Source organism: Colwellia sp. MT41 (assembly GCF_001444365.1).
GTDB classification, from domain to species: domain Bacteria; phylum Pseudomonadota; class Gammaproteobacteria; order Enterobacterales; family Alteromonadaceae; genus Colwellia; species Colwellia marinimaniae.
Map to the genome: position 1 here is coordinate 1,641,091 of NZ_CP013145.1, position 22,318 is coordinate 1,663,408.

23 protein-coding genes and 2 pseudogenes are annotated in these 22,318 nt (G+C 39.4%); 4 read left to right on the forward strand and 21 right to left on the reverse strand.

Going from position 1 to position 22,318, the window contains the following annotated elements:
• Position 1 precedes the first annotated feature (1 nt).
• The 4 genes and pseudogenes from CMT41_RS07030 to CMT41_RS07045 all read right to left on the reverse strand — a co-directional run bounded on the left by CMT41_RS07030 (position 2) and on the right by CMT41_RS07045 (position 2,704).
• Positions 2–217 (reverse strand): type II toxin-antitoxin system RelE/ParE family toxin, encoded by a 216-nt coding sequence (locus CMT41_RS07030; RefSeq protein WP_083494234.1) that lies wholly within the window; start codon positions 215–217, stop codon positions 2–4.
• Between the two features lie 1,089 nt (positions 218–1,306).
• Positions 1,307–1,444 (reverse strand): annotated as a pseudogene (locus CMT41_RS19785) (excalibur calcium-binding domain-containing protein); the annotation flags it as partial.
• Positions 1,445–1,789: 345 nt separating this feature from the next.
• On the reverse strand, positions 1,790–2,140 hold the full coding sequence (locus CMT41_RS07040; RefSeq protein ID WP_057180659.1) for a VOC family protein: 351 nt from the start codon (positions 2,138–2,140) through the stop codon (positions 1,790–1,792).
• A 111-nt stretch (positions 2,141–2,251) separates the two neighbouring features.
• On the reverse strand, positions 2,252–2,704 hold the full coding sequence (locus tag CMT41_RS07045) for a hypothetical protein (RefSeq protein WP_057180658.1): 453 nt from the start codon (positions 2,702–2,704) through the stop codon (positions 2,252–2,254).
• Between the two features lie 775 nt (positions 2,705–3,479).
• Here CMT41_RS07045 and CMT41_RS19025 point away from each other — a divergent pair.
• Positions 3,480–3,785 (forward strand): hypothetical protein, encoded by a 306-nt coding sequence (locus CMT41_RS19025; protein WP_232300031.1) that lies wholly within the window; start codon positions 3,480–3,482, stop codon positions 3,783–3,785.
• 229 nt (positions 3,786–4,014) lie between these two features.
• Here CMT41_RS19025 and CMT41_RS07060 read toward each other — a convergent pair whose 3' ends face one another.
• The 6 genes and pseudogenes from CMT41_RS07060 to CMT41_RS07080 form a co-directional block, all read right to left on the reverse strand.
• Positions 4,015–4,371 carry a hypothetical protein gene (locus CMT41_RS07060; protein WP_198149792.1) on the reverse strand — a complete coding sequence of 119 codons (357 nt, stop codon included), beginning with the start codon at positions 4,369–4,371 and terminating at the stop codon, positions 4,015–4,017.
• 216 nt (positions 4,372–4,587) lie between these two features.
• Positions 4,588–5,562, reverse strand: a complete 975-nt coding sequence (locus CMT41_RS07065; RefSeq protein ID WP_058026764.1) for a transposase — start codon at positions 5,560–5,562, stop codon at positions 4,588–4,590.
• Between the two features lie 88 nt (positions 5,563–5,650).
• Positions 5,651–5,785: pseudogene (locus CMT41_RS18590) on the reverse strand (transposase); the annotation flags it as partial.
• Positions 5,786–5,946: 161 nt separating this feature from the next.
• Positions 5,947–6,399 carry a hypothetical protein gene (locus CMT41_RS07070; protein ID WP_058026766.1) on the reverse strand — a complete coding sequence of 151 codons (453 nt, stop codon included), beginning with the start codon at positions 6,397–6,399 and terminating at the stop codon, positions 5,947–5,949.
• A 262-nt stretch (positions 6,400–6,661) separates the two neighbouring features.
• A complete protein-coding gene (locus tag CMT41_RS07075) occupies positions 6,662–6,928 on the reverse strand; it encodes a DUF6953 family protein (protein WP_058026768.1) in 267 nt (88 codons plus the stop codon).
• A complete protein-coding gene (locus CMT41_RS07080) occupies positions 6,928–7,119 on the reverse strand; it encodes a YodC family protein (RefSeq protein ID WP_058026769.1) in 192 nt (63 codons plus the stop codon). The genes CMT41_RS07075 and CMT41_RS07080 overlap by 1 nt, the downstream gene beginning before the upstream one ends.
• 633 nt (positions 7,120–7,752) lie before the next feature.
• Between CMT41_RS07080 and ltrA (CMT41_RS07090) the strand changes: the two genes are divergently transcribed.
• On the forward strand, positions 7,753–9,099 hold the full coding sequence (ltrA, locus tag CMT41_RS07090) for a group II intron reverse transcriptase/maturase (protein ID WP_058026772.1): 1,347 nt from the start codon (positions 7,753–7,755) through the stop codon (positions 9,097–9,099).
• 95 nt (positions 9,100–9,194) lie between these two features.
• Here the strand turns inward: ltrA (CMT41_RS07090) and CMT41_RS07095 are convergent, their stop codons facing one another.
• The 3 genes from CMT41_RS07095 to CMT41_RS07105 form a co-directional block, all read right to left on the reverse strand.
• Complete coding sequence (locus CMT41_RS07095) at positions 9,195–9,743, reverse strand: hypothetical protein (protein ID WP_058026774.1); 549 nt, start codon at positions 9,741–9,743, stop codon at positions 9,195–9,197.
• Between the two features lie 119 nt (positions 9,744–9,862).
• Positions 9,863–10,135, reverse strand: a complete 273-nt coding sequence (locus CMT41_RS07100) for a hypothetical protein (protein ID WP_058026775.1) — start codon at positions 10,133–10,135, stop codon at positions 9,863–9,865.
• A 1,088-nt stretch (positions 10,136–11,223) separates the two neighbouring features.
• Complete coding sequence (locus CMT41_RS07105) at positions 11,224–11,505, reverse strand: hypothetical protein (RefSeq protein WP_157466298.1); 282 nt, start codon at positions 11,503–11,505, stop codon at positions 11,224–11,226.
• Positions 11,506–13,087: 1,582 nt separating this feature from the next.
• Between CMT41_RS07105 and ltrA (CMT41_RS07115) the strand changes: the two genes are divergently transcribed.
• A complete protein-coding gene (gene ltrA / locus CMT41_RS07115; RefSeq protein ID WP_082606468.1) occupies positions 13,088–14,434 on the forward strand; it encodes a group II intron reverse transcriptase/maturase in 1,347 nt (448 codons plus the stop codon).
• Between the two features lie 402 nt (positions 14,435–14,836).
• Here the strand turns inward: ltrA (CMT41_RS07115) and CMT41_RS07120 are convergent, their stop codons facing one another.
• Complete coding sequence (locus CMT41_RS07120; protein ID WP_058026778.1) at positions 14,837–15,088, reverse strand: hypothetical protein; 252 nt, start codon at positions 15,086–15,088, stop codon at positions 14,837–14,839.
• A gap of 149 nt (positions 15,089–15,237) precedes the next feature.
• Positions 15,238–15,609: a hypothetical protein gene (locus tag CMT41_RS07125; RefSeq protein ID WP_058026780.1), complete on the reverse strand. Its 372-nt coding sequence runs from the start codon at positions 15,607–15,609 to the stop codon at positions 15,238–15,240.
• Positions 15,610–16,226: 617 nt separating this feature from the next.
• On the opposite strand from CMT41_RS07125, the gene ltrA (CMT41_RS07135) reads away from it, so the two are divergent.
• Positions 16,227–17,573, forward strand: coding sequence for a group II intron reverse transcriptase/maturase (gene ltrA / locus CMT41_RS07135; protein ID WP_082606468.1), 1,347 nt, complete (start codon positions 16,227–16,229; stop codon positions 17,571–17,573).
• Between the two features lie 427 nt (positions 17,574–18,000).
• Here the strand turns inward: ltrA (CMT41_RS07135) and CMT41_RS19350 are convergent, their stop codons facing one another.
• The 6 genes from CMT41_RS19350 to CMT41_RS07165 form a co-directional block, all read right to left on the reverse strand.
• The gene (locus tag CMT41_RS19350) at positions 18,001–18,378 is read right to left on the reverse strand and encodes a hypothetical protein (RefSeq protein ID WP_197410264.1); all 378 of its coding nucleotides are present in this window, start codon (positions 18,376–18,378) and stop codon (positions 18,001–18,003) included.
• Positions 18,379–18,813: 435 nt separating this feature from the next.
• A complete protein-coding gene (locus CMT41_RS07145; protein WP_058026782.1) occupies positions 18,814–19,305 on the reverse strand; it encodes an SHOCT domain-containing protein in 492 nt (163 codons plus the stop codon).
• A 126-nt stretch (positions 19,306–19,431) separates the two neighbouring features.
• Positions 19,432–19,707, reverse strand: coding sequence for a hypothetical protein (locus CMT41_RS07150; RefSeq protein WP_058026783.1), 276 nt, complete (start codon positions 19,705–19,707; stop codon positions 19,432–19,434).
• Between the two features lie 119 nt (positions 19,708–19,826).
• A complete protein-coding gene (locus tag CMT41_RS07155; protein ID WP_058026785.1) occupies positions 19,827–20,624 on the reverse strand; it encodes a hypothetical protein in 798 nt (265 codons plus the stop codon).
• 767 nt (positions 20,625–21,391) lie between these two features.
• Positions 21,392–21,727 carry a 5-carboxymethyl-2-hydroxymuconate Delta-isomerase gene (locus CMT41_RS07160; RefSeq protein WP_058026786.1) on the reverse strand — a complete coding sequence of 112 codons (336 nt, stop codon included), beginning with the start codon at positions 21,725–21,727 and terminating at the stop codon, positions 21,392–21,394.
• Between the two features lie 120 nt (positions 21,728–21,847).
• Positions 21,848–22,303, reverse strand: a complete 456-nt coding sequence (locus tag CMT41_RS07165) for a DUF3465 domain-containing protein (RefSeq protein WP_232300033.1) — start codon at positions 22,301–22,303, stop codon at positions 21,848–21,850.
• Positions 22,304–22,318 lie beyond the last annotated feature (15 nt).

The following is a 22,318-nucleotide window of genomic DNA, read 5'->3' on the forward strand; positions in this document are numbered from 1 at the left end:
TTTAGCCTCCGTAGTTTTTAATTAATTTAAGAGTAAATTTAGCTAGCAAGTTGCGCTCAGAATGGGATAAATTAGCTTTTTCATTTTTTCCAAAAAGTGAAAGAAGAAATAATGGCATTGATTCACTATGAAAGTAATATATTACTCTCACACCACCACTTTTTCCTCCTCCGCTTTTAGACCATCTTAATTTTCGGATTCCGCCAGTGCCTTGCATAAGGTACCAGCTTTAGGGTGCTCTGCTAGATAATTTATTAAAAGTTCAGAATCACTTTTAGATAGGTGTTTTTGAACTTGCTTTTTATATTCTGGTAATTCAACTATTGTTTGCATGAGAACAATTATAATCCAATGGATTACTTTTAGCTAGCGCCAAAATTAGATACAAAACTAACGCCTTACTAAGCGGCGATAAATAGTTGGTTAAAATGTGTAGCGGAGCGGAACCTAGCCAACGGTTAATTTTCCATTTAAATGACTTGTGTACGCCTAGCATGGGCATGAACTAATGAGGTGAAAGTCCTCTGTAGGAAGGTCACCGTTACTCTTTTCGATAAGAGAATAACATGTTGTTATTAAACGCTAACTACTAGCGAATGGCAAGGGCTTATCCGTGGCGGTCAAGCCGCTAGCCCTCCCTATTGGTAAAGCAGGCGAGCTGATGAACAAAAACATCATATGAGGCGTAGGCTAGAGGTGAGTTGGCACAAGACGACGAAACCACGTGATCTAATGGCCACCGTAAATGATGATGCAGTGCAAAGAAAGTACATGTTCTTCTTATTCTGGTAGAGTGGGGGGAGATCTGTTTAACATGCGATCGAAAAGTTACCAGTAAGGCTCTGGTTAATAAGTGTCTTGGCTTTTGGCTGTCATCGAACCAAAAGAGCGAACCAGATGGCAGATATATTGCTCCTGCAATATCTGCATTTCCGCCATCCGTGGAGGTCAAAATCGATAGCGCATGATTGGGCAACTAGGCATGTGATTAACGATGTCAGCAGACGGCACTTATTATTTAGGTAATAGCGCCCAATGTCCTCTCTCTTTTGTAATGGTTGGGACAGGGTGAAGGCCTGAACTTGAAGATCAGTGAGGAGACTGTGCAACTCAATATTCCATGCCAGACCGGGATTTAGAAATAGTGGCGTTGATAATATAGCAACTAGCACTGGAATAAGTAGGAGCTAATCGGCCAATTTATTCTAAACATCTTTGGCAACCGCCCTGTGCGGAGCCGCATGCAGGGTGGTGTGGGGGCTGGTGGCTAGAAACCTCCGGCTACCCGATTAGAGGTTTGAAAACACTACCATTTATTGAATTGTTTCTCGCATGGAATACCATCATTATCACCGTCCATTTTGGTATTAGGACAATGCTGAATAAAGTATTTTGCTTCTTCATACGAGGTCATTTGAGAACAATGTTGCCTACCATCGCATTTATAAATAACTTTAGGTTTAGCTATTTCTTTGGCTTTAGCTAAAGTTTGCATTGCACTACTATTTGAAAACGCATTTACCGCAGATTTTTTAGAAGATTCTACTACGGTATTATCTTTTAAAAAGAATAGCCAAGCCCCGAAACAAATAACTATGAAAATTAATAAATTTTTCAATTTAACTCCATTATTGATAAAACTTCTAACGAGCTTGTAGAATAACTCGTTTATTATGAATTACCCCCTAAAATCGGGGTGGTAAAATACATTACCTATATCGAGTTAATCCTCTACAGTTCGATACAGGAGCACAAAATTTTAGTCCTTTTTGAATGGTTTGTTATGTAATCATTCTGCCCAAACTGCAAATTCATTTCCATTTGGATCACCAAAGTGAAATCTTCTTCCACCAGGAAATGAAAAAATAGGCTTAATTATTTCACCACCTGCTTTCTCAATTTTTTCTTGAGTTGTTTCAAGCGAATTACTATAAAGAACAATTAACGGACTTCCATTCTTAGTAGAAACAACTAAATCTGATTTGAAGAACCCACCATCTACCCCTTGAGCAGTGAAACTAGAATAATCTGGACCATAATCCACAAATGACCAACCGAAAACATCACTGAAGAAAACCTTTGTGGCTTCAATATTTTTAGCTGGAATTTCAATATAATTAATTTTATTGTGCTTCGTCATTTCGGTGTTTCCATTCTTAATCTCTCCTAAGTTTTCTGCGCTAGTGCTAGCAAAAAATAAAGATAGTACCAATACTAAAATACATCTCATAAACACTCCTGATTTATTAGCTTATGTTTTCACACCACTAATGTAAGACCAACGAGATCTGATACCTGCGGCATAAAACAAACCAATTACTAACCAAACCATTGAACTCGCTACCCAAAACCAAACGCCCAAATTTATGACGTATGGAGTATTAAACAGTAGAGGTATAAAAAAACCGTACAATCCTCGAACGATACATAAGCCAGCGATTAGTATTAGAAAAAGTTTTAAAAATGGAAGCCTACGTATTATACCTGCTCCAGAGAGTGCGTACAAAGACCACCCGAAGAAGATGCACACCAAAATTGAGCCAACAAAAGCTGGATACATAGAATCAGATTTAGCTAGTGTAGCCATATTTTCACCGGCTCCTGAAGCTAAATACCAATCTGGACCGCCAATAATTATAGCTATATGAAGTAGACTACCGAGAAAAGTTAATACAGCACCAAAAATAAAACTCTGCTTAATCATACGACTCCTTCCTAGATTGAAAACATAATGAGCTCGTAGAATAACTCGTTTATTATGAATTACCCCCTAAAATCGGGGTGGTAAATGCATTACCTATATCGAGTTAATCCTCTACAGATCAATACAGGAGCACAATATTTTAGTAGTTTTGGCTGAATTAGTTATTCTACAGCCTCAACGCCTTAATAAGCGGATAAAAATGGTTGGTTAAAATCGCGAAGCGATGACCAACTGTTTTTATTCCGTTTAATTAACTTGTGTACGCCCAGCATGGGCATGAACTAATGAGGTGAAAGTTCCTCTGTAGGAAGGTCACCGTTTAATTAACATGTTGTTATTAAACGCTAACTACTAGCGAATGGCAAGGGCTTATCCGTGAGGATTGGTCTGAAGGAAGCCGCTAGCAAACTTGCGAGCTGATGAACAAAAACATCATATGAGGCGTAGGCTAGAGGTGAGTTGGCACAAGACGACGAAACCACGTGATCTAATGGCCACCGTAAATGATGCAGCAGTGCATAGAAAGTACATGTTCTTATCTGGGGAGATCTGTTTAACACGCGATCGAAAAGCAACCAGTAAGGCTCTGGTTAATAAGTGCCTTGGCTTTTGGCGGTCATCGAGCCAAAAGAGCGAACCGATGAAAACCGATAGCGCATGACTGGGCAACTAGGCATGTGATTAAACAGAAGTCAGCAGACGGTATAGTAGCCAAATGCCCATCGTAATGGTTGGGACAAGGTGAAGGCCTGAACATTTAGAAGAAAGAGGAGTCTTGTTTAACTTGCCTATACCCACTACGCCGTCAGGCGATTACTATAAGCAGCGTAATAACCCGCAGCCAGCTTTCAACCAAGATCTATTTCAACAACTTCTTGAACCGATGAATTTACAACGCGCTTGGCAACGAGTTAAAGCTAATAAAGGAGCCGCAGGTATTGATGACATGTCCATTGATGCTTTCAGCTTATGGGCACAACAAGGTGGCTGGCAAACATGTAAAACTCAATTGGAACAAGGTGAATATCAACCGAATGCAGTCAGACGAGTGGAAATTGATAAACCTGATGGTGGTAAATAAAAACATCAGACATCCCTTTAAAATAATCACCATAGGTTATCACAAGTCATTAAATTCTCATCATTTACATCACCTGTTATTGAGGGGTTTCACGTAAAAACAATGAATTGTTGGCTGTAGAGGATGAAATCAGCTGCTCGGTAAATTTCAGTCATGCTAAAGCCTTAAGTCTCAAAAATATGCTTAATTGGTTATGACTTTTTGTTACGAGTTTGGTTATGAAGTGATGCTAAGCGAATAGCTTTTGGCAAACAGAGACTGCCGCACGTTTTTTAAGGTGTTGATGCTGACAAAACTCAGTTAACGCTTGAGGATTACCCACCGCGCCATGAAATAATGTTCTAAATTGTGTGGTCAATACTAACCAGTTTTCAGTACTTATGTTTAATCGAGTGAGTATATTGGGCAGGTTATTGTCAATGTAGCCGCATTTGTCTTCCCTAATACAACGACCTGTTAAATCAACTAATTCAATATACTCTGTTAGCTCAAAAGCTAAACCTTTAGGCGCGTTTTGTCTTGGATTGCCAATAAAAGGGAAAAGTACTTTCGGTTGCTTTGCTTTTTTGGCAAAAACATCAGACATCCCTTTAAAATAATCACCATAGGTTATCACAAGTCATTAAATTCTCATCATTTACATCACCTGTTATTGAGGGGTTTCACGTAAAAAAAATGAATTGTTGGCTGTAGAGGATGAAATCAGCTGCTCGGTAAATTTCAGTCATGCTAAAGCCTTAAGTCTCAAAAATATGCTTAATTGGTTATGACTTTTTGTTACGAGTTTGGTTATGAAGTGATGCTAAGCGAATAGCTTTTGGCAAACAGAGACTGCCGCACGTTTTTTAAGGTGTTGATGCTGACAAAACTCAGTTAACGCTTTAGGATTACCCACCGCGCCATGAAATAATGTTCTAAATTGTGTGGTCAATACTAACCAGTTTTCAGTACTGATGTTTAATCGAGTGAGTATATTGGGCAGGTTATTGTCAATGTAGCCGCATTTGTCTTCCCTAATACAACGACCTGTTAAATCAACTAATTCAATATACTCTGTTAGCTCAAAAGCTAAACCTTTAGGCGCGTTTTGTCTTGGATTGCCAATAAAAGGGAAAAGTACTTTCGGTTGCTTTGCTTTTTTGGCTGAATGAATGCGTTGTTGAATACTGGTGTGGTTTGAGGTTTCGGGGGTTGTAGCTATGTTGGCTCTTATCGGGTTTAAATCAACATACGCCATACAGGCGATAACAGCAGCTTCATCTAATAAGGCTTGGGATTTAAAGCGACCTTCCCAGAACCTGCCTGTGCATCCATCTTCTTTGTTGGCTTGTACAGCAATACTTTCATTTAGAATGCGCATAAACCAGCTGATATCAATTAACCTTGCTCGATACACCTCTGCGGTTTCTTCCAGTATTTGTTGTAGAGGTTTAATCAGTTTTTCGCCGCGTAAATATTGTTGTGTGATTAATGTGCCTTTAAATAATTGATGCCAACGAGTAACAACTTCATGCATTGACCATGCTTTGGCTTGCTCAACATCAACATGTAAAACAAGATGAGTATGATTACTCATTACCGCGTAAGCACATACATCAATAGCAAAGGTTTGGCTTAACGCTAATAGTTTATCTTTGACCCAACCGCGCCTATGTTCAAAGCTTTGCCCGGTTAACTTATCTTCGCCACATAGAAAAGCACGACGAACACAACGAGAGATACAGTGATAATAACAGGTATCAATTAAACTGACTTGCTGTTTTCTTGCCGTTGCCATAGTGATCTCAACTGGTTTTATTGCTGATTAAATAAGCATAGTTGAGGTTTTTGTTTAGTTCCATTGAAAGGGGTGTCTGCTATATTCTACCGCGCCTATGTTCAAAGCTTTGCCCGGTTAACTTATCTTCGCCACATAGAAAAGCACGACGAACACAACGAGAGATACAGTGATAATAACAGGTATCAATTAAACTGACTTGCTGTTTTCTTGCCGTTGCCATAGTGACCTCAACTGGTTTTATTGCTGATTAAATAAGCATAGTTGAGGTTTTTGTTTAGTTCAATTGAAAGGGGTGTCTGCTATATTTTGTGGGTTAAAATATGTAGCGAAGCGAAACGTAACCCACTGTTTTTGTTCCGTTTAAATTCCTTGTTATGTGCGTTACACGACAGCGCCAGTAAGCATGAGGAAAACTCCGGGTAAAAATAAGCACTTAAACAACATAGGACGAATTACTTCAACCAAACTTGTTCCACCTCTCGTTTTCATACCACTACCTAGCTCTATCACGGTTGCCCAACTGGCTAAAAACGTACCAATAAAGCCAGATAACTTTGCTATATCAAATCTATATTCAAGAGACAAGTTGCCTTTAAACAGCCCTAAAGAAATAACTAATAAAACCATCAGCCCTACATATATAAAAGAGGTATAGACATCTTTACGATAGATACACAAACCTTCTTTAAACTGTTGTGTGTGCCTATTTCTAATGGTGTCCTCACCTATTTCTGTATGCAACAACACAGCATTTTTCACTTCTAATTCAACAAACTTACTTTCACTAAAAAATGAAATAATTAGAGCGTATAATTTTCGATACCACTGAACCATTTATATTCCTAGCACATAACGAGCTTGTAGAATAACTCGTTTATTATGAATTACCCCCTAAAATCGGGGTGGTAAATGCATTACCTATATCGAGTTAATCCTCTGCAGTTCGATACAGGAGCACAAAATTTTAGTAGTTTTGGCTGAATTAGTTATTCTACAGCCTCAACGCCTCACTAAGAGGCAAATAATAGTTGGTTAAAATAAGCGACGAAGGAGCAAAAACCAACTGTTATTTGTCCTTTTGAGTGACTTGTATGGCTTATCCTCTAGCACCTCTGCCTGGTTCATCTTCAGGAACTCTAAATCGCCAATACTTTCCAGCATTAACCCAAACAACATTTGTCTCAGTTAGTTTCTTGAAAGCATTAAGTAACACTCGATTAAGAACTAGATTCCCATCACTATTTTCACGCAATAAATCTTCGCTTGCTGATTTAACTAATTTATCAACTACATCATCCTGATAAATACACCCGTCTTTTTCGAGTAATAAAATCATCCATGATAAAGTTTCATTAACATCCATTATTTAACTTCTTGAGCAACAAGTTCTAAAGAACCTTCAGGAAAATGACCAATTTCAAGCTTCTTTCCTGCAAACCATTGGCAGTAATAGTATGAGTTTCTCTGTGAAGGCATCGTTTGTATTGTCATATCTGGACCTCCAGATTTTATTTTTACTATATCGCCAACTTTAAATTTATTTTCTACTTGCATGTGTAACTCCATTATTGATTGGTAAGCCTAACGCCTCGTTAAGAGGCAAAAAATTGTTGGCTAAAATTAGCTACGAAGGAGCAAAAGCCAACTGTTTTTTGTCCTTTTAAACGACTTGTGTACGCCCAGCATGGGCATGAACTAATGAGGTGAAAGTCCTCTGTAGGAAGGTCACCGTTTAATTAACATGTTGTTATTAAACGCTAACTACTAGCGAATGGCAAGGGCTTATCCGTGAGGATTGGTCTGAAGGAAGCCGCTAGCAAATTTGCGAGCTGATGAACAAAAACATCATATGAGGCGTAGGCTAGAGGTGAGTTGGCACAAGACGACGAAACCACGTGATCTAATGGCCACCGTAAATGATGCAGCAGTGCAAAGAAAGTGCATGCTCTTATCTGGGGAGATCTGTTTAACGCGCGATCACCAAGCAACCAGTATGGCTCTGGTTAATAAGTGCCTTGGCTTTTGGCGGTCATCGAGCCAAAAGAGCGAACCGATGAAAACGATAGCGCATGATTAGGTAACTAGGCATGTGATTAAACAGAAGTCAGCAGACGGTATAGTAGCCAAATGCCCATCGTAATGGTTGGGACAAGGTGAAGGCCTGAACATTTAGAAGAAAGAGGAGTCTTGTTTAACTTGCCTATACCCACTACGACGTCAGGCGATTACTATAAGCAGCGTAATAACCCGCAGCCAGCTTTCAACCAAGATCTATTTCAACAACTTCTTGAACCGATGAATTTACAACGCGCTTGGCAACGAGTTAAAGCCAATAAAGGAGCCGCAGGTATTGATGACATGTCCATTGATGCTTTCAGCTTATGGGCACAACAAGGTGGCTGGCAAACATGTAAAACTCAATTGGAACAAGGTGAATATCAACCGAATGCAGTCAGACGAGTGGAAATTGATAAACCTGATGGTGGTAAACGCCAATTGGGCATACCCACTGTGCTTGACCGTATTATTCAGCAAGCAATAGCCCAAGTGCTAACGCCCTTGTTTGATCCATTCTTCTCAGTGAACAGCTTCGGCTTTCGTCCGAATAAGAATGCTCAACAAGCGGTGTATCAAGTGCGAGAAATCATCAAGACGAAAAGGACATTCGCCGTCGATGTTGATCTATCAAAATTCTTTGACAGAGTAAATCACGACTTATTGATGACACAGCTAAAGCGTAAGGTGCAAGATAAACGCCTATTGGCGTTGATTGGCAAATACCTACGTGCTGGTGTGATGGTGAATGGTAAGTTATTGCCCAGTCATGAAGGTGTGCCTCAAGGAGGTCCACTCTCGCCTTTATTATCGAACATTATGTTAGATAATTTAGATAAAGAGTTGGAAAGCCGAGGGCATAAATTCGCCCGTTACGCGGATGACTTTATCATCTTGGTCAAGTCAAAACGTGCGGGGAAACGGGTGCTAACCAGCATTACTCGCTACCTAGCCACGAAGCTTAAACTGGTAGTTAATGAACAGAAAAGCCAAGTGGTTAAGGTAGGCGAAAGTAAATTTCTCGGTTTTACCTTTAAACGAGGCAAGATCCAGTGGCATGCTAAAACACTGCACATTTTCAAACAAAAGATGAGGCGTCTGACGAACCGAAATTGGGGCGTCAGTATGGGTTATCAATTATTTAAAGTGAGTCAGTACTTGCGAGGCTGGATCAATTACTTTGGCATAGCGAATGCGTATCAAGCCTGTGTTGAACTCGACCACTGGATCCGCCGTCGAGTAAGAATGTGTTATTGGCGTCAATGGCGTAAGCCTCGGACTAAGGTACAAAACTTACTCAGACGGGGCGTTAAGATCCAAGCAGCGGTTGCTTGTGGTATCACCAGCAAAGGGCCGTGGCGAAGTTCTAAAACGCCGGGTATCCAGCAAGCACTGAGCAATAGTTATCTGGATAAAGCGGGTTTGTATTCACTAAGAAATGGATGGATAAAGGTTCACTACCCTAACCAGTGTGTTTAAGTTAGGGGTTCTAAATGAACCGCCCTGTGCGGAGCCGCATGCAGGGTGGTGTGGGGGCTGGAGGTTAGAGACCTCCGGCTACCCGATTAGGCATTTTAAAATGGTATATCGTCACTTACCGTACTTGATCCTTTATTGGGGTACGGATCTACATATTGCTCTTTAAGATATATAGCAATCTGTTCTTGATAGAATTTCAATTTCATCAATTCTTCATCAATACTCATAAATATTCCAACTTTATCAACCATTGGATGGAGATGTTTACTGCCATTATTCAAAGCCATTAAATCATTTTGGTATTCAGTTATAGCTTGGCGACTTGAACTTATAAGCGCAGTAAGTGCACTTATATATGTTTGTTTTTTTTGTTCATCTGCTGATGACGCCAATTCACTTTTTAAATGTTGTAGCTCTACTTTCTGTAAGTGCACAGAAATCATTAACCAGACAACAGCAAGACAAGCGGCTAATACTCCAATTGTACCACTTATATAGCTACCAAAAGCTCCCCAGTCTTGTTGACTATTTGACACTTCGCCATTGAAATTAGAAAAAAACATTCCTAAAAAAGTTATTACGGCTCCGATCAAAATAATGAAACTAGAGGTAATAGCAAAGTTTTTTTTGAAATAGGTGAACATTTGTAACTCCAACTTGATGCCTAACGCCTAATTAACAGGCTAAGTAATAGTTGGCTAAAATGTGTAGCGAAGCGAAACGTAGCCAACTGTTACGTGTCCTTGTTTAATTTCTTGTTAGGTTAATCTTTTGATTTCAAACGTGTTAATAAACCAGCTACTAATCCACTAACAATTCCCGTAATAAGATACCTCGGAATATCCTCGATGGATATAAAAGGAATAATAAATTCATCCGTTAAATAATTTGCAGCAATAATTAAAACCACGAAAAGTAAAATGTTAATATCTGTTGCAATTTTTCCATTGCAACCCGGGCACCTTTTATCACTTGATAAATTATTAATTGATTTAGAGAATATACTGATTCTTTCGTCACAATGCGGACATTTCATGCGATCATCCTTGATTAACCTAACGCCCAATTAACGGGCTAAGTAATAGTTGGCCATACTTGTGAACGGAGTGAACGCGGCCAACTGTTGCGTGTCACGTTGAATTGCTTGTTAGATGCAACCGTAGTTGAATCAAACGCTTAACGTATTTAAATACACCGTTATTAAAACGGCAAGCTTTGAACTTGAGCCACAATACTAACCCTTTTTGAGCGAATGGTTTTGCTAATCTTAGCCCGGAGAGTTTCCCAAACAGTGAATAAACCTATTCGCGGTTACCACCAAAACCTAAACTGGTGAAACTTATTTGTTCCGCCCTTAGATCTAGTTTTTAAAAGCAACTAACGCCCAAATAACGGGCTAAGTAATACTTGCTAAAATGTGAAACGAAGTGGAACCGAGCAAGTGTTACGTGTCCCAGTTGATTTGCTTGTTAGTTGCAACATACTTTCACCATGTACAACAATAACTTAAACGCACCGTAATGAAAATACCAAACCGTGAATTTGAGCCATTACACTCACTATTTAGAGTGAATAGTTACGCTAATACACCTTTCAGAAACGTGATGAAAGTGACTAACTTATTCGCGGTAAAGCACCAAACAGTGAATTGGTGAAACTGAATTATTTAGCACTTAGACGATCTTTTTTATTAGCCAACTAACGCCCAAATAACGGGCTAAGTAATACTTGCTAAAATGTGAAACGAAGTGGAACCGAGCAAGTGTTACGTGTCCCAGTTGATTTGCTTGTTAGTTGCAACATACTTTCACCAAGTACAACAATAACTTAAATGCACCGTAATGAAAATACCAAACCGTGAATTTGAGCCATTACACTCACTATTTAGAGCGAATAGTTACGCTAATACACCTTTCATAAACGTGATAAAAGTGACTAACTTATTCGCGGTAAAGCACCAAACAGTGAATTGGTGAAACTGAATTATTTAGCACTTAGACGATATTTTTTATTAGCCAACTAACGCCCAAATAACAGGCTAAGTAATAGTTGGCTAAAATGTGCAGCGAAGCGAAACGCAGCCAACTGTTGCGTGTCCTTGTTGATTTGACTTGTTATGTGTAATTACTGTTTAACACCACAAGATGCTGTAAAAGCCACCCACTTTTTTGTAATGGACTCGCCTGAAGCTCCGGCTATAAATGAGTAACCATGTCCACGAATTTCAGTTTTAACTAAATCGTGGATAGATGAAATATCATGAGTTTTATGTAACAACGCATACATTTCAGCAGCGAAAGCTAAATGCTTAGTCAGAATTGGGCGATCATTGGCATTACCATCATTAGCTAATGCTTCTGACATTGCGCATACATACTCTGTTAATTTAACTAATGCTTCATCCATACTCATTTACACATAACGCCCAAATAACGGGCTAAGTAATACTTGCTAAAATGTGAAACGAAGTGGAACCGAGCAAGTGTTACGTGTCCCAGTTGATTTGCTTGTTAGTTGCAACATACTTTCACCAAGTACAACAATAACTTAAACGCACCGTAATGAAAATACCAAACCGTGAATTTGAGCCATTACACTCACTATTTAGAGCGAATAGTTACGCTAATACACCTTTCATAAACGTGATGAAAGTGACTAACTTATTCGCGGTAAAGCACCAAACAGTGAATTGGTGAAACTGAATTATTTAGCACTTAGACGATCTTTTTTATTAGCCAACTAACGCCCAAATAACGGGCTAAGTAATACTTGCTAAAATGTGAAACGAAGTGGAACCGAGCAAGTGTTACGTGTCCCAGTTGATTTGCTTGTTAGTTGCAACATACTTTCACCAAGTACAACAATAACTTAAACGCGCCGTAATGAAAATACCAAACCGTGAATTTGAGCCATTACACTCACTATTTAGAGCGAATAGTTACACTAATACACCTTTCAGAAACATGATAAAAGTGACTAACTTATTCGCGGTAAAGCACCAAACAGTGAATTGGTGAAACTGAATTATTTAGCACTTAGTAAATAGTTTTTGATAGCCAACTAACGCCCAAATAACGGGCTAAGTAATACTTGCTAAAATGTGAAACGAAGTGGAACCGAGCAAGTGTTACGTGTCCCAGTTGATTTGCTTGTTAGTTGCAACACACTTTAACCAAATACAACAATAACTTAAACGCACAGTAATGAAAATACCAAACCGTGAATTTGAGCCATTACACTCACTATTTAGAGTGAATAGTTACGCTAATACACCTTTCAGAAACGTGATGAAAGTGACTAACTTATTCGCGGTAAAGCACCAAACAGTGAATTGGTGAAACTGAATTATTTAGTACTTAGACGATTTTTTTTATTAGCCAACTAACGCTTTGCTAAGCGGCAATAAAATTGTTGGCTAAAATTAGCGAGGAACGAGCAAAAGCCAACTGTTTTTTGTCCGTTTAAGCAACTTGTGTACGCCCAGCATGGGCATGAACTAATGAGGTGAAAGTCCTCTGTAGGAAGGTCACCGTTTAATTAACATGTTGTTATTAAACGCTAACTACTAGCGAATGGCAAGGGCTTATCCGTGAGGATTGGTCTGAAGGAAGCCGCTAGCAAATTTGCGAGCTGATGAACAAAAACATCATATGAGGCGTAGGCTAGAGGTGAGTTGGCACAAGACGACGAAACCACGTGATCTAATGGCCACCGTAAATGATGCAGCAGTGCAAAGAAAGTACATGTTCTTATCTGGGGAGATCTGTTTAACACGCGATCGAAAAGCAACCAGTAAGGCTCTGGTTAATAAGTGCCTTGGCTTTTGGCGGTCATCGAGCCAAAAGAGCGAACCGATGAAAACGATAGCGCATGATTAGGTAACTAGGCATGTGATTAAACAGAAGTCAGCAGACGGTATAGTAGCCAAATGCCCATCGTAATGGTTGGGACAAGGTGAAGGCCTGAACATTTAGAAGAAAGAGGAGTCTTGTTTAACTTGCCTATACCCACTACGCCGTCAGGCGATTACTATAAGCAGCGTAATAACCCGCAGCCAGCTTTCAACCAAGATCTATTTCAACAACTTCTTGAACCGATGAATTTACAACGCGCTTGGCAACGAGTTAAAGCCAATAAAGGAGCCGCAGGTATTGATGACATGTCCATTGATGCTTTCAGCTTATGGGCACAACAAGGTGGCTGGCAAACATGTAAAACTCAATTGGAACAAGGAGAATATCAACCGAATGCAGTCAGACGAGTGGACATTGATAAACCTGATGGTGGTAAACGCCAATTGGGCATACCCACTGTGCTTGACCGTATTATTCAGCAAGCAATAGCCCAAGTGCTAACGCCCTTGTTTGATCCATTCTTCTCAGTGAACAGCTTCGGCTTTCGTCCTAATAAGAATGCTCAACAAGCGGTGTATCAAGTGCGAGAAATCATCAAGACGAAAAGGAAATTCGCCGTCGATGTTGATCTGTCTAAGTTCTTTGACAGAGTAAACCACGACTTATTGATGACACAGCTAAAGCGTAAGGTGCAAGATAAACGCCTATTGGCGTTGATTGGCAAATACCTACGTGCTGGTGTGATGGTGAATGGTAAGTTATTGCCCAGTCATGAAGGTGTGCCTCAAGGAGGTCCACTCTCGCCTTTATTATCGAACATTATGTTAGATAATTTAGATAAAGAGTTGGAAAGCCGAGGGCATAAATTCGCCCGTTACGCGGATGACTTTATCATCTTGGTCAAGTCAAAACGTGCGGGGAAACGGGTGCTAACCAGCATTACTCGCTACCTAGCCACGAAGCTTAAACTGGTAGTTAATGAACAGAAAAGCCAAGTGGTTAAGGTAGGCGAAAGTAAATTTCTCGGTTTTACCTTTAAACGAGGCAAGATCCAGTGGCATGCTAAAACACTGCACATTTTCAAACAAAAGATGAGGCGTCTGACGAACCGAAATTGGGGCGTCAGTATGGGTTATCAATTATTTAAAGTGAGTCAGTACTTGCGAGGCTGGATCAATTACTTTGGCATAGCGAATGCGTATCAAGCCTGTGTTGAACTCGACCACTGGATCCGCCGTCGAGTAAGAATGTGTTATTGGCGTCAATGGCGTAAGCCTCGGACTAAGGTACAAAACTTACTCAGACGGGGCGTTAAGATCCAAGCAGCGGTTGCTTGTGGTATCACCAGCAAAGGGCCGTGGCGAAGTTCTAAAACGCCGGGTATCCAGCAAGCACTGAGCAATAGTTATCTGGATAAAGCGGGTTTGTATTCACTAAGAAATGGATGGATAAAGGTTCACTACCCTAACCAGTGTGTTTAAGTTAGGGGTTCTAAATGAACCGCCCTGTGCGGAGCCGCATGCAGGGTGGTGTGGGGGCTGGAGGTTAGAGACCTCCGGCTACCCGATTAGCCGTTTGTACACGCTTCATTAGGTTTCTTTCTTCGAATAATAGACATGACAATTAGAAGAATATAGCCAACAAGTGACATTATGCATGGTGATAAAACAACTGCGAAAAAGCCAATAATGGAGTTAGTTACCATCTTATTTGAGGTTAACGCTAACCAATATGCGACCACCCAAATAAGAACATATGAAATATTTGCCCCCGTTGCTTGAGCTCCAAACTCCGCTTGCATAGATACATATAACATGTAGCGCGTAGCAATCAGAAAAACTAAAGCCAACATCATTAATAGGTGGCAAGTAAGCTTCCCCTTATTAATCTTCGCCTCCAAACTTCTTTTTAAAAGCTATACACATTTCACCATTAGGCGATTTATCACATTCTTTTATAACCATTCCACACCCCATTTCAACACCTTTGTGAACAGAATACCTATCACTTTCTTCCATTCCTTGCATTTGCTCTTCCATTCCAATACTCAGGCATCCGGCAAGCAACGGCTCTTTAGTATCTGAACATGCTGAAATTAATAATATTACAGTACTAATTAGTAAAATTCTTTTCATTTTATTTCCTTATATTTATGTAATTAAATTTTAAAATTTAAACTCGGTGATACGATAAACGGCTAACGCCCAATTAACGGGCTAAAAATAGTGGGCTAAAATGGAGCGAAGCGAAAAGCCCGCTGTTTTTAGTCCTGTTGAATTGCTTGTTATAGGGTTGTTTCACGCTTCTTCTTTTTTAAGCGCTTTATTGCTTCTTTTTGTAAATCACTATCAAGTTCAACACCTTTAGTACGGGTACTATCACTTGTTCCATTTGCTAAATGTTCAATGAGTGATTCATCGGCAAATTTTTTCCATTGGTTTCTAGGTTGCTCACTTAGCTCAATATCTAATTCTTCTAAATCATCAATTGACTGATTTAGAATATTTGACTCTTCTCTCCGAAAGCTACGATTGACCTGAGCTTTGCGTTTTTTGATAGCTTTACGTGAGCTTTTATCATTTTCACCATAAGAATTCTTAGTTTGATTTACATAATCGAGAATCTTATTTTCTTGTGGAGTATTTCTGCGATCCATCGGAAACCCTATAACGCCCCATTAAGCGGCAAATTGCAGTTGGCTAAAATAAGTGAGGCACGAACAAAAAGCCAACTGTAATTTGTCCGTTTGAATGGCTTGTGTACGCCCAGCATGGGCATGAACTAATGAGGTGAAAGTCCTCTGTAGGAAGGTCACCGTTTAATTAACATGTTGTTATTAAACGCTAACTACTAGCGAATGGCAAGGGCTTATCCGTGAGGATTGGTCTGAAGGAAGCCGCTAGCAAATTTGCGAGCTGATGAACAAAAACATCATATGAGGCGTAGGCTAGAGGTGAGTTGGCACAAGACGACGAAACCACGTGATCTAATGGCCACCGTAAATGATGCAGCAGTGCAAAGAAAGTACATGTTCTTATCTGGGGAGATCTGTTTAACACGCGATCGAAAAGCAACCAGTAAGGCTCTGGTTAATAAGTGCCTTGGCTTTTGGCGGTCATCGAGCCAAAAGAGCGAACCGATGAAAACGATAGCGCATGATTAGGTAACTAGGCATGTGATTAAACAGAAGTCAGCAGACGGTATAGTAGCCAAATGCCCATCGTAATGGTTGGGACAAGGTGAAGGCCTGAACATTTAGAAGAAAGAGGAGTCTTGTTTAACTTGCCTATACCCACTACGCCGTCAGGCGATTACTATAAGCAGCGTAATAACCCGCAGCCAGCTTTCAACCAAGATCTATTTCAACAACTTCTTGAACCGATGAATTTACAACGCGCTTGGCAACGAGTTAAAGCCAATAAAGGAGCCGCAGGTATTGATGACATGTCCATTGATGCTTTCAGCTTATGGGCACAACAAGGTGGCTGGCAAACATGTAAAACTCAATTGGAACAAGGAGAATATCAACCGAATGCAGTCAGACGAGTGGACATTGATAAACCTGATGGTGGTAAACGCCAATTGGGCATACCCACTGTGCTTGACCGTATTATTCAGCAAGCAATAGCCCAAGTGCTAACGCCCTTGTTTGATCCATTCTTCTCAGTGAACAGCTTCGGCTTTCGTCCTAATAAGAATGCTCAACAAGCGGTGTATCAAGTGCGAGAAATCATCAAGACGAAAAGGAAATTCGCCGTCGATGTTGATCTGTCTAAGTTCTTTGACAGAGTAAACCACGACTTATTGATGACACAGCTAAAGCGTAAGGTGCAAGATAAACGCCTATTGGCGTTGATTGGCAAATACCTACGTGCTGGTGTGATGGTGAATGGTAAGTTATTGCCCAGTCATGAAGGTGTGCCTCAAGGAGGTCCACTCTCGCCTTTATTATCGAACATTATGTTAGATAATTTAGATAAAGAGTTGGAAAGCCGAGGGCATAAATTCGCCCGTTACGCGGATGACTTTATCATCTTGGTCAAGTCAAAACGTGCGGGGAAACGGGTGCTAACCAGCATTACTCGCTACCTAGCCACGAAGCTTAAACTGGTAGTTAATGAACAGAAAAGCCAAGTGGTTAAGGTAGGCGAAAGTAAATTTCTCGGTTTTACCTTTAAACGAGGCAAGATCCAGTGGCATGCTAAAACACTGCACATTTTCAAACAAAAGATGAGGCGTCTGACGAACCGAAATTGGGGCGTCAGTATGGGTTATCAATTATTTAAAGTGAGTCAGTACTTGCGAGGCTGGATCAATTACTTTGGCATAGCGAATGCGTATCAAGCCTGTGTTGAACTCGACCACTGGATCCGCCGTCGAGTAAGAATGTGTTATTGGCGTCAATGGCGTAAGCCTCGGACTAAGGTACAAAACTTACTCAGACGGGGCGTTAAGATCCAAGCAGCGGTTGCTTGTGGTATCACCAGCAAAGGGCCGTGGCGAAGTTCTAAAACGCCGGGTATCCAGCAAGCACTGAGCAATAGTTATCTGGATAAAGCGGGTTTGTATTCACTAAGAAATGGATGGATAAAGGTTCACTACCCTAACCAGTGTGTTTAAGTTAGGGGTTCTAAATGAACCGCCCTGTGCGGAGCCGCATGCAGGGTGGTGTGGGGGCTGGAGGTTAGAGACCTCCGGCTACCCGATTAGTTGTTTTTTATTAAATACGTTAAACTAACAACAAGTTACCATGGTTGCGTGGTTTAACGGAAGAGTTAAAAAACGCACCAGTACCGCTACTGCACAAAAGGTTGAACTTTGAGCCACTCAATTAACCTTATTGAAACGAATAAACCCTAATGGCGAAAACTCTCCGAAACACATGCCAAGCCAATTTATAAAATACCGTTTTTACAATAAAACTTTACTTGAATTAGCGGTGCCTACTAACGCCCTAATAATGGGCAAAAAATTGTTGGCTAAAATGTTGAGGAACGAAAACAGCCAACTGTTTTTTGTCCTTATTAATTAGCTTGTTAGCTATACTTTACACTAAACCTGAGTCTTGGTTTATAAATAAACCACCAACCATTAATAGCATAAAACCAGGTATTGAATGACAAAGTAATGCTGGGAATTTCTTAACATTATTATACGAAGGAACAAAAAAATACGGATCTAATTGCTGTATTATTTTATATATTGGAAATAATACAGGCTTAAAGAAAGAATTAAATGCATTAGCTAAAAATAGTTTTAAACCAGTAACATACATCAATACGAATGTTGAAGCTCCAAGGATTTCTATTAGTACCATGAGCTCCATACTGATTAATATTTCTGGCCCAGCCAAACACGCAGTAATTAGAACTGCTAATAAATACCAAATGCCTTTTGAGGTTATTTTTTTGATCCAATCAAGCACAAAACTCTCCTTGTATAGCTAACGCCCAAATAACGGGCTAAGTAAGACTTGCTAAAATGTGAAACGAAGTGGAACCGAGCAAGTGTTACGTGTCCCAGTTGATTTGCTTGTTAGTTGCAACATACTTTCACCAAGTACAACAATAACTTAAACGCACCGTAATGAAAATACCAAACCGTGAATTTGAGCCATTACACTCACTATTTAGAGCGAATAGTTACGCTAATACACCTTTCAGAAACGTGATAAAAGTGACTAACTTATTCGCGGTAAAGCAGCAAACAGTGAATTGGTGAAACTGAATTATTTAGCACTTAGACGATCTTTTTTATTAGCCAACTAACGCCCTAATAATGGGCAAAAAATTGTTGGCTAAAATGTTGAGGAACGAAAACAGCCAACTGTTTTTTGTCCTTATTAATTAGCTTGTTATGTTTAATTGTTAGCACCCAAAATTTTAGCTTTCATTGTTTCAAATTCAGCTTTGGAAATTATACCTTTTTCAAGTAAGTCATTAATTTTAATTAACTCTGAATAAGTATCTTTTGTTGTTTGAGTATATTTTGAATTAATATCAATTTTGACATTTTGATCGACTACATGATCCGCACGTTTTTTTAAAGATGTTCTAACTGCTTCTTCATCTTCTTTATTTACGACTCTAAATTGATATTCGAAAGATGCCCATTGTCCAGGTCCGTTACCTATAGGTGTATATGTAGATGAAACAGGAATGGCAATTTTTCCTTTTGATTTAGCAAATTTATTAGCATCTCTAATCACATCGGCTCTTAATGCTCCAGCGTTACCAAAAATACCACCGTGATCATCTCTAAATAGGACATATGTATCTGGCGATATTTCAACAACACCAGGATTAGCACATGCGGTTAGAACAAGACAGAAAAGCAAAATTATTTGCTTCATTTTAAGAGAACTCCAATTGTTGATTATTAAACATAACGCCATTTTAAGCGGCAAATTACAGTTGGCTAAAATAAGTGAGGCACGAACAAAAAGCCAACTGTAATTTGTCCGTCTTGAAAATTCTTGTTATGTTTCTTTACGCTTAGCAATTTCTTTGTGGTATTTTCGCTCTGTAAAAAACCATGTAGTAGTACCAAATAATAAACCACCAATAGTCCAAACTACGCCATTTATTACAACGTGAGAGGTTATAAGGCCTGATTCATCAAATGCTTCATTTACTATAAATGTCATCACAATAAACATTGGTAATCCCCAAGCTAATAAACCACTCAATAAGGTGAAATTTAGCTTTCCTTTTTTGCGAGTATCAGACCACGCATTAAAATCCTTTTCTTTCATATACTCCAAACCTTATGAGAAACATAACGCCCGCTTAAGCGGAAAAATGTAGTTGGCTAAAATGTTGAACGGAGTGAAAACAGCCAACTGTATTTTTTCCGTTTGAAGCGCTTGTTATGTTACAAGTTTCGTTGCATCTCTCTTAGCTTCATCGCTGTAGAACAAAACTCTCTTGCGAGCTTACTAGTTTCATCTGAAATTTGAATCCAATATGATTCAGGGATATCTGGGTTGTAACGACGAAACTCAGAAATGTTAATATAATCATATCCACCAACTGCACCAGCTGATTGTTGGGCGAAATGCCTATTAAAACACCAGGCTTGTTGAAGAAGTAGAGTTCTAAGTCCTTCGAGCTCCACATTAATAAAGTGGTAAACTGGGTCATTTTCATAATAGATTAGGTCATGGAATGGCTTAATTACACAATCTGGAACATATCTACCAAAAGGTTCATCGTTAATTTTCTGAATTACTTCATAAGGTAGGATACCATTTAGAAAGTCGAAAACTCGACGATCTTGCTCTGAATATGAACTTACAGCGGGCGCTAAATTGCTTGGATTTGCAAGCATAGTGTAGGCAAAATTTTCTGCCTGAACTTTCCACTCTTTCAGTTGTTCAACAGTATATGTAGAAAAATCTGCATCAATTAAATTCCCATGGTTTCTGCACATCCAAATCCCATTATCTAAACTTTTTCTTTGTTCAGGCGTCATGTTCGGATCATATCTAGGACCATTTTCTGCAGCAGCACAAATGTGCGCCGCTATTCCATTATTTATTTTTTTATCTAGGTCTGTATTGGAAGGACCTAGTGTAAACTGCCCGCAATTAGGGAATGAGCAGCGCCAACCTGCACGGTCGGCTAATATTCTTTTAGTTCCCTCTAAAAATTCATCTCTACCTTTACTCATATCACCTAACCTAATTTTTGTAACATAACGCCCACATTAACGGGCTAAGTAATAGTTGGCCATAATTGTGAACGTAGTGAGCGCGGCCAACTGTTACGTGTCACGTTGAATTGCTTGTTAGTTGCAACATACTTTCACCAAGTACAACAATAACTTAAACGCACCGTAATGAAAATACCAAACCGTGAATTTGAGCCATTACACTCACTATTTAGAGCGAATAGTTACGCTAATACACCTTTCAGAAACGTGATAAAAGTAACTAACTTATTCGCGGTAAAGTACCAAACAATGAATTGGTGAAACTGAATTATTTAGCACTTAGACGATCTTTTTTATTAGCCAACTAACGCCCAAATAACGGGCTAAGTAATACTTGCTAAAATGTGAAACGAAGTGGAACCGAGCAAGTGTTACGTGTCCCAGTTGATTTGCTTGTTAGTTGCAACATACTTTCACCAAGTACAACAATAACTTAAACGCACCGTCATGAAAATACCAAACCGTGAATTTGAGCCATTACACTCACTATTTAGAGTGAATAGTTACGCTAATACACCTTTCAGAAACGTGATGAAAGTGACTAACTTATTCGCGGTAAAGCACCAAACAGTGAATTGGTGAAACTGAATTATTTAGCACTTAGACGATCTTTTTTATTAGCCAACTAACGCCGTTTTAAGCGGCAAATTGCAGTTGGCTAAAATAAGTGAGGCACGAACAAAAAGCCAACTGTAATTTGTCCGACTTGAAAACTCTTGTTATGTTTACGTTACTACTTTTGCGTAACTTACACGATCTATGTCTACAACCTCAACCGACAGAGAACAACTACTTAATTTCAATGTTTTTAGTTGCTCTAACACTGATTGAGACAATAGTGATTTTTGTTCGGTATTGCGCCCAGACAGTATTTTTAATGTTATGTGTGCAAAGGACGTTATCTCATCACCTGATTGATGATCAGTGAAAGACAATGCTCTTACCTTAATATCTTTACCATCCATTTCAAATAACTCAGACTTTAACGCACCGGAAAACACTAGTGGAATTAATGCTTTTCCATCTATATTTTTAGAATGCTCAATTATGCAATGTGGCAATGAATACTCCTGTAAACATAACGCCCAAATAACAGGCTAAGTAATAGTTGGCTAAAATTGTGTAGCAAAGCGAAACGTAGCCAACTGTTGCGTGTCCTTGTTGATTTGCTTGTTATATGCCTATCCGTAGAACAAGCCATCGTGAAATAACCAGCCATCAATATGCTCACCACTTGGGTCATTATGAGTCCAGTGAATTAAGCCACCTTCATCGTTCCATTCATACTCCCCATAAAATTCAATAGCATCACCTATTTTTAATGAATTAATCATAGGGGCTAAATCAATATTGTGAGAAACCAGTAATGTTTGCCCAGAAGCTAATTGAATAATAAATTTTTGATGTTGTGTACCTGATGTGTCGGTTTCTAGCAATACAGTGACAGTCCCTTTACCGTTAACTTGTAAGTTATTTTCTTTATTTTGAAAAGCGGTTAAAAGCATCTGATCATCCGAACTTATTTCATTCTGAATTTCCTCAGTAATTTCATGTTGAACATCTTCCCCTGAATCGCCTCCACATCCTTGTAACATGGTCGCTAAGAATAATGTGAATATTACTTTTTTCATAAACATTTAATTACACCTACT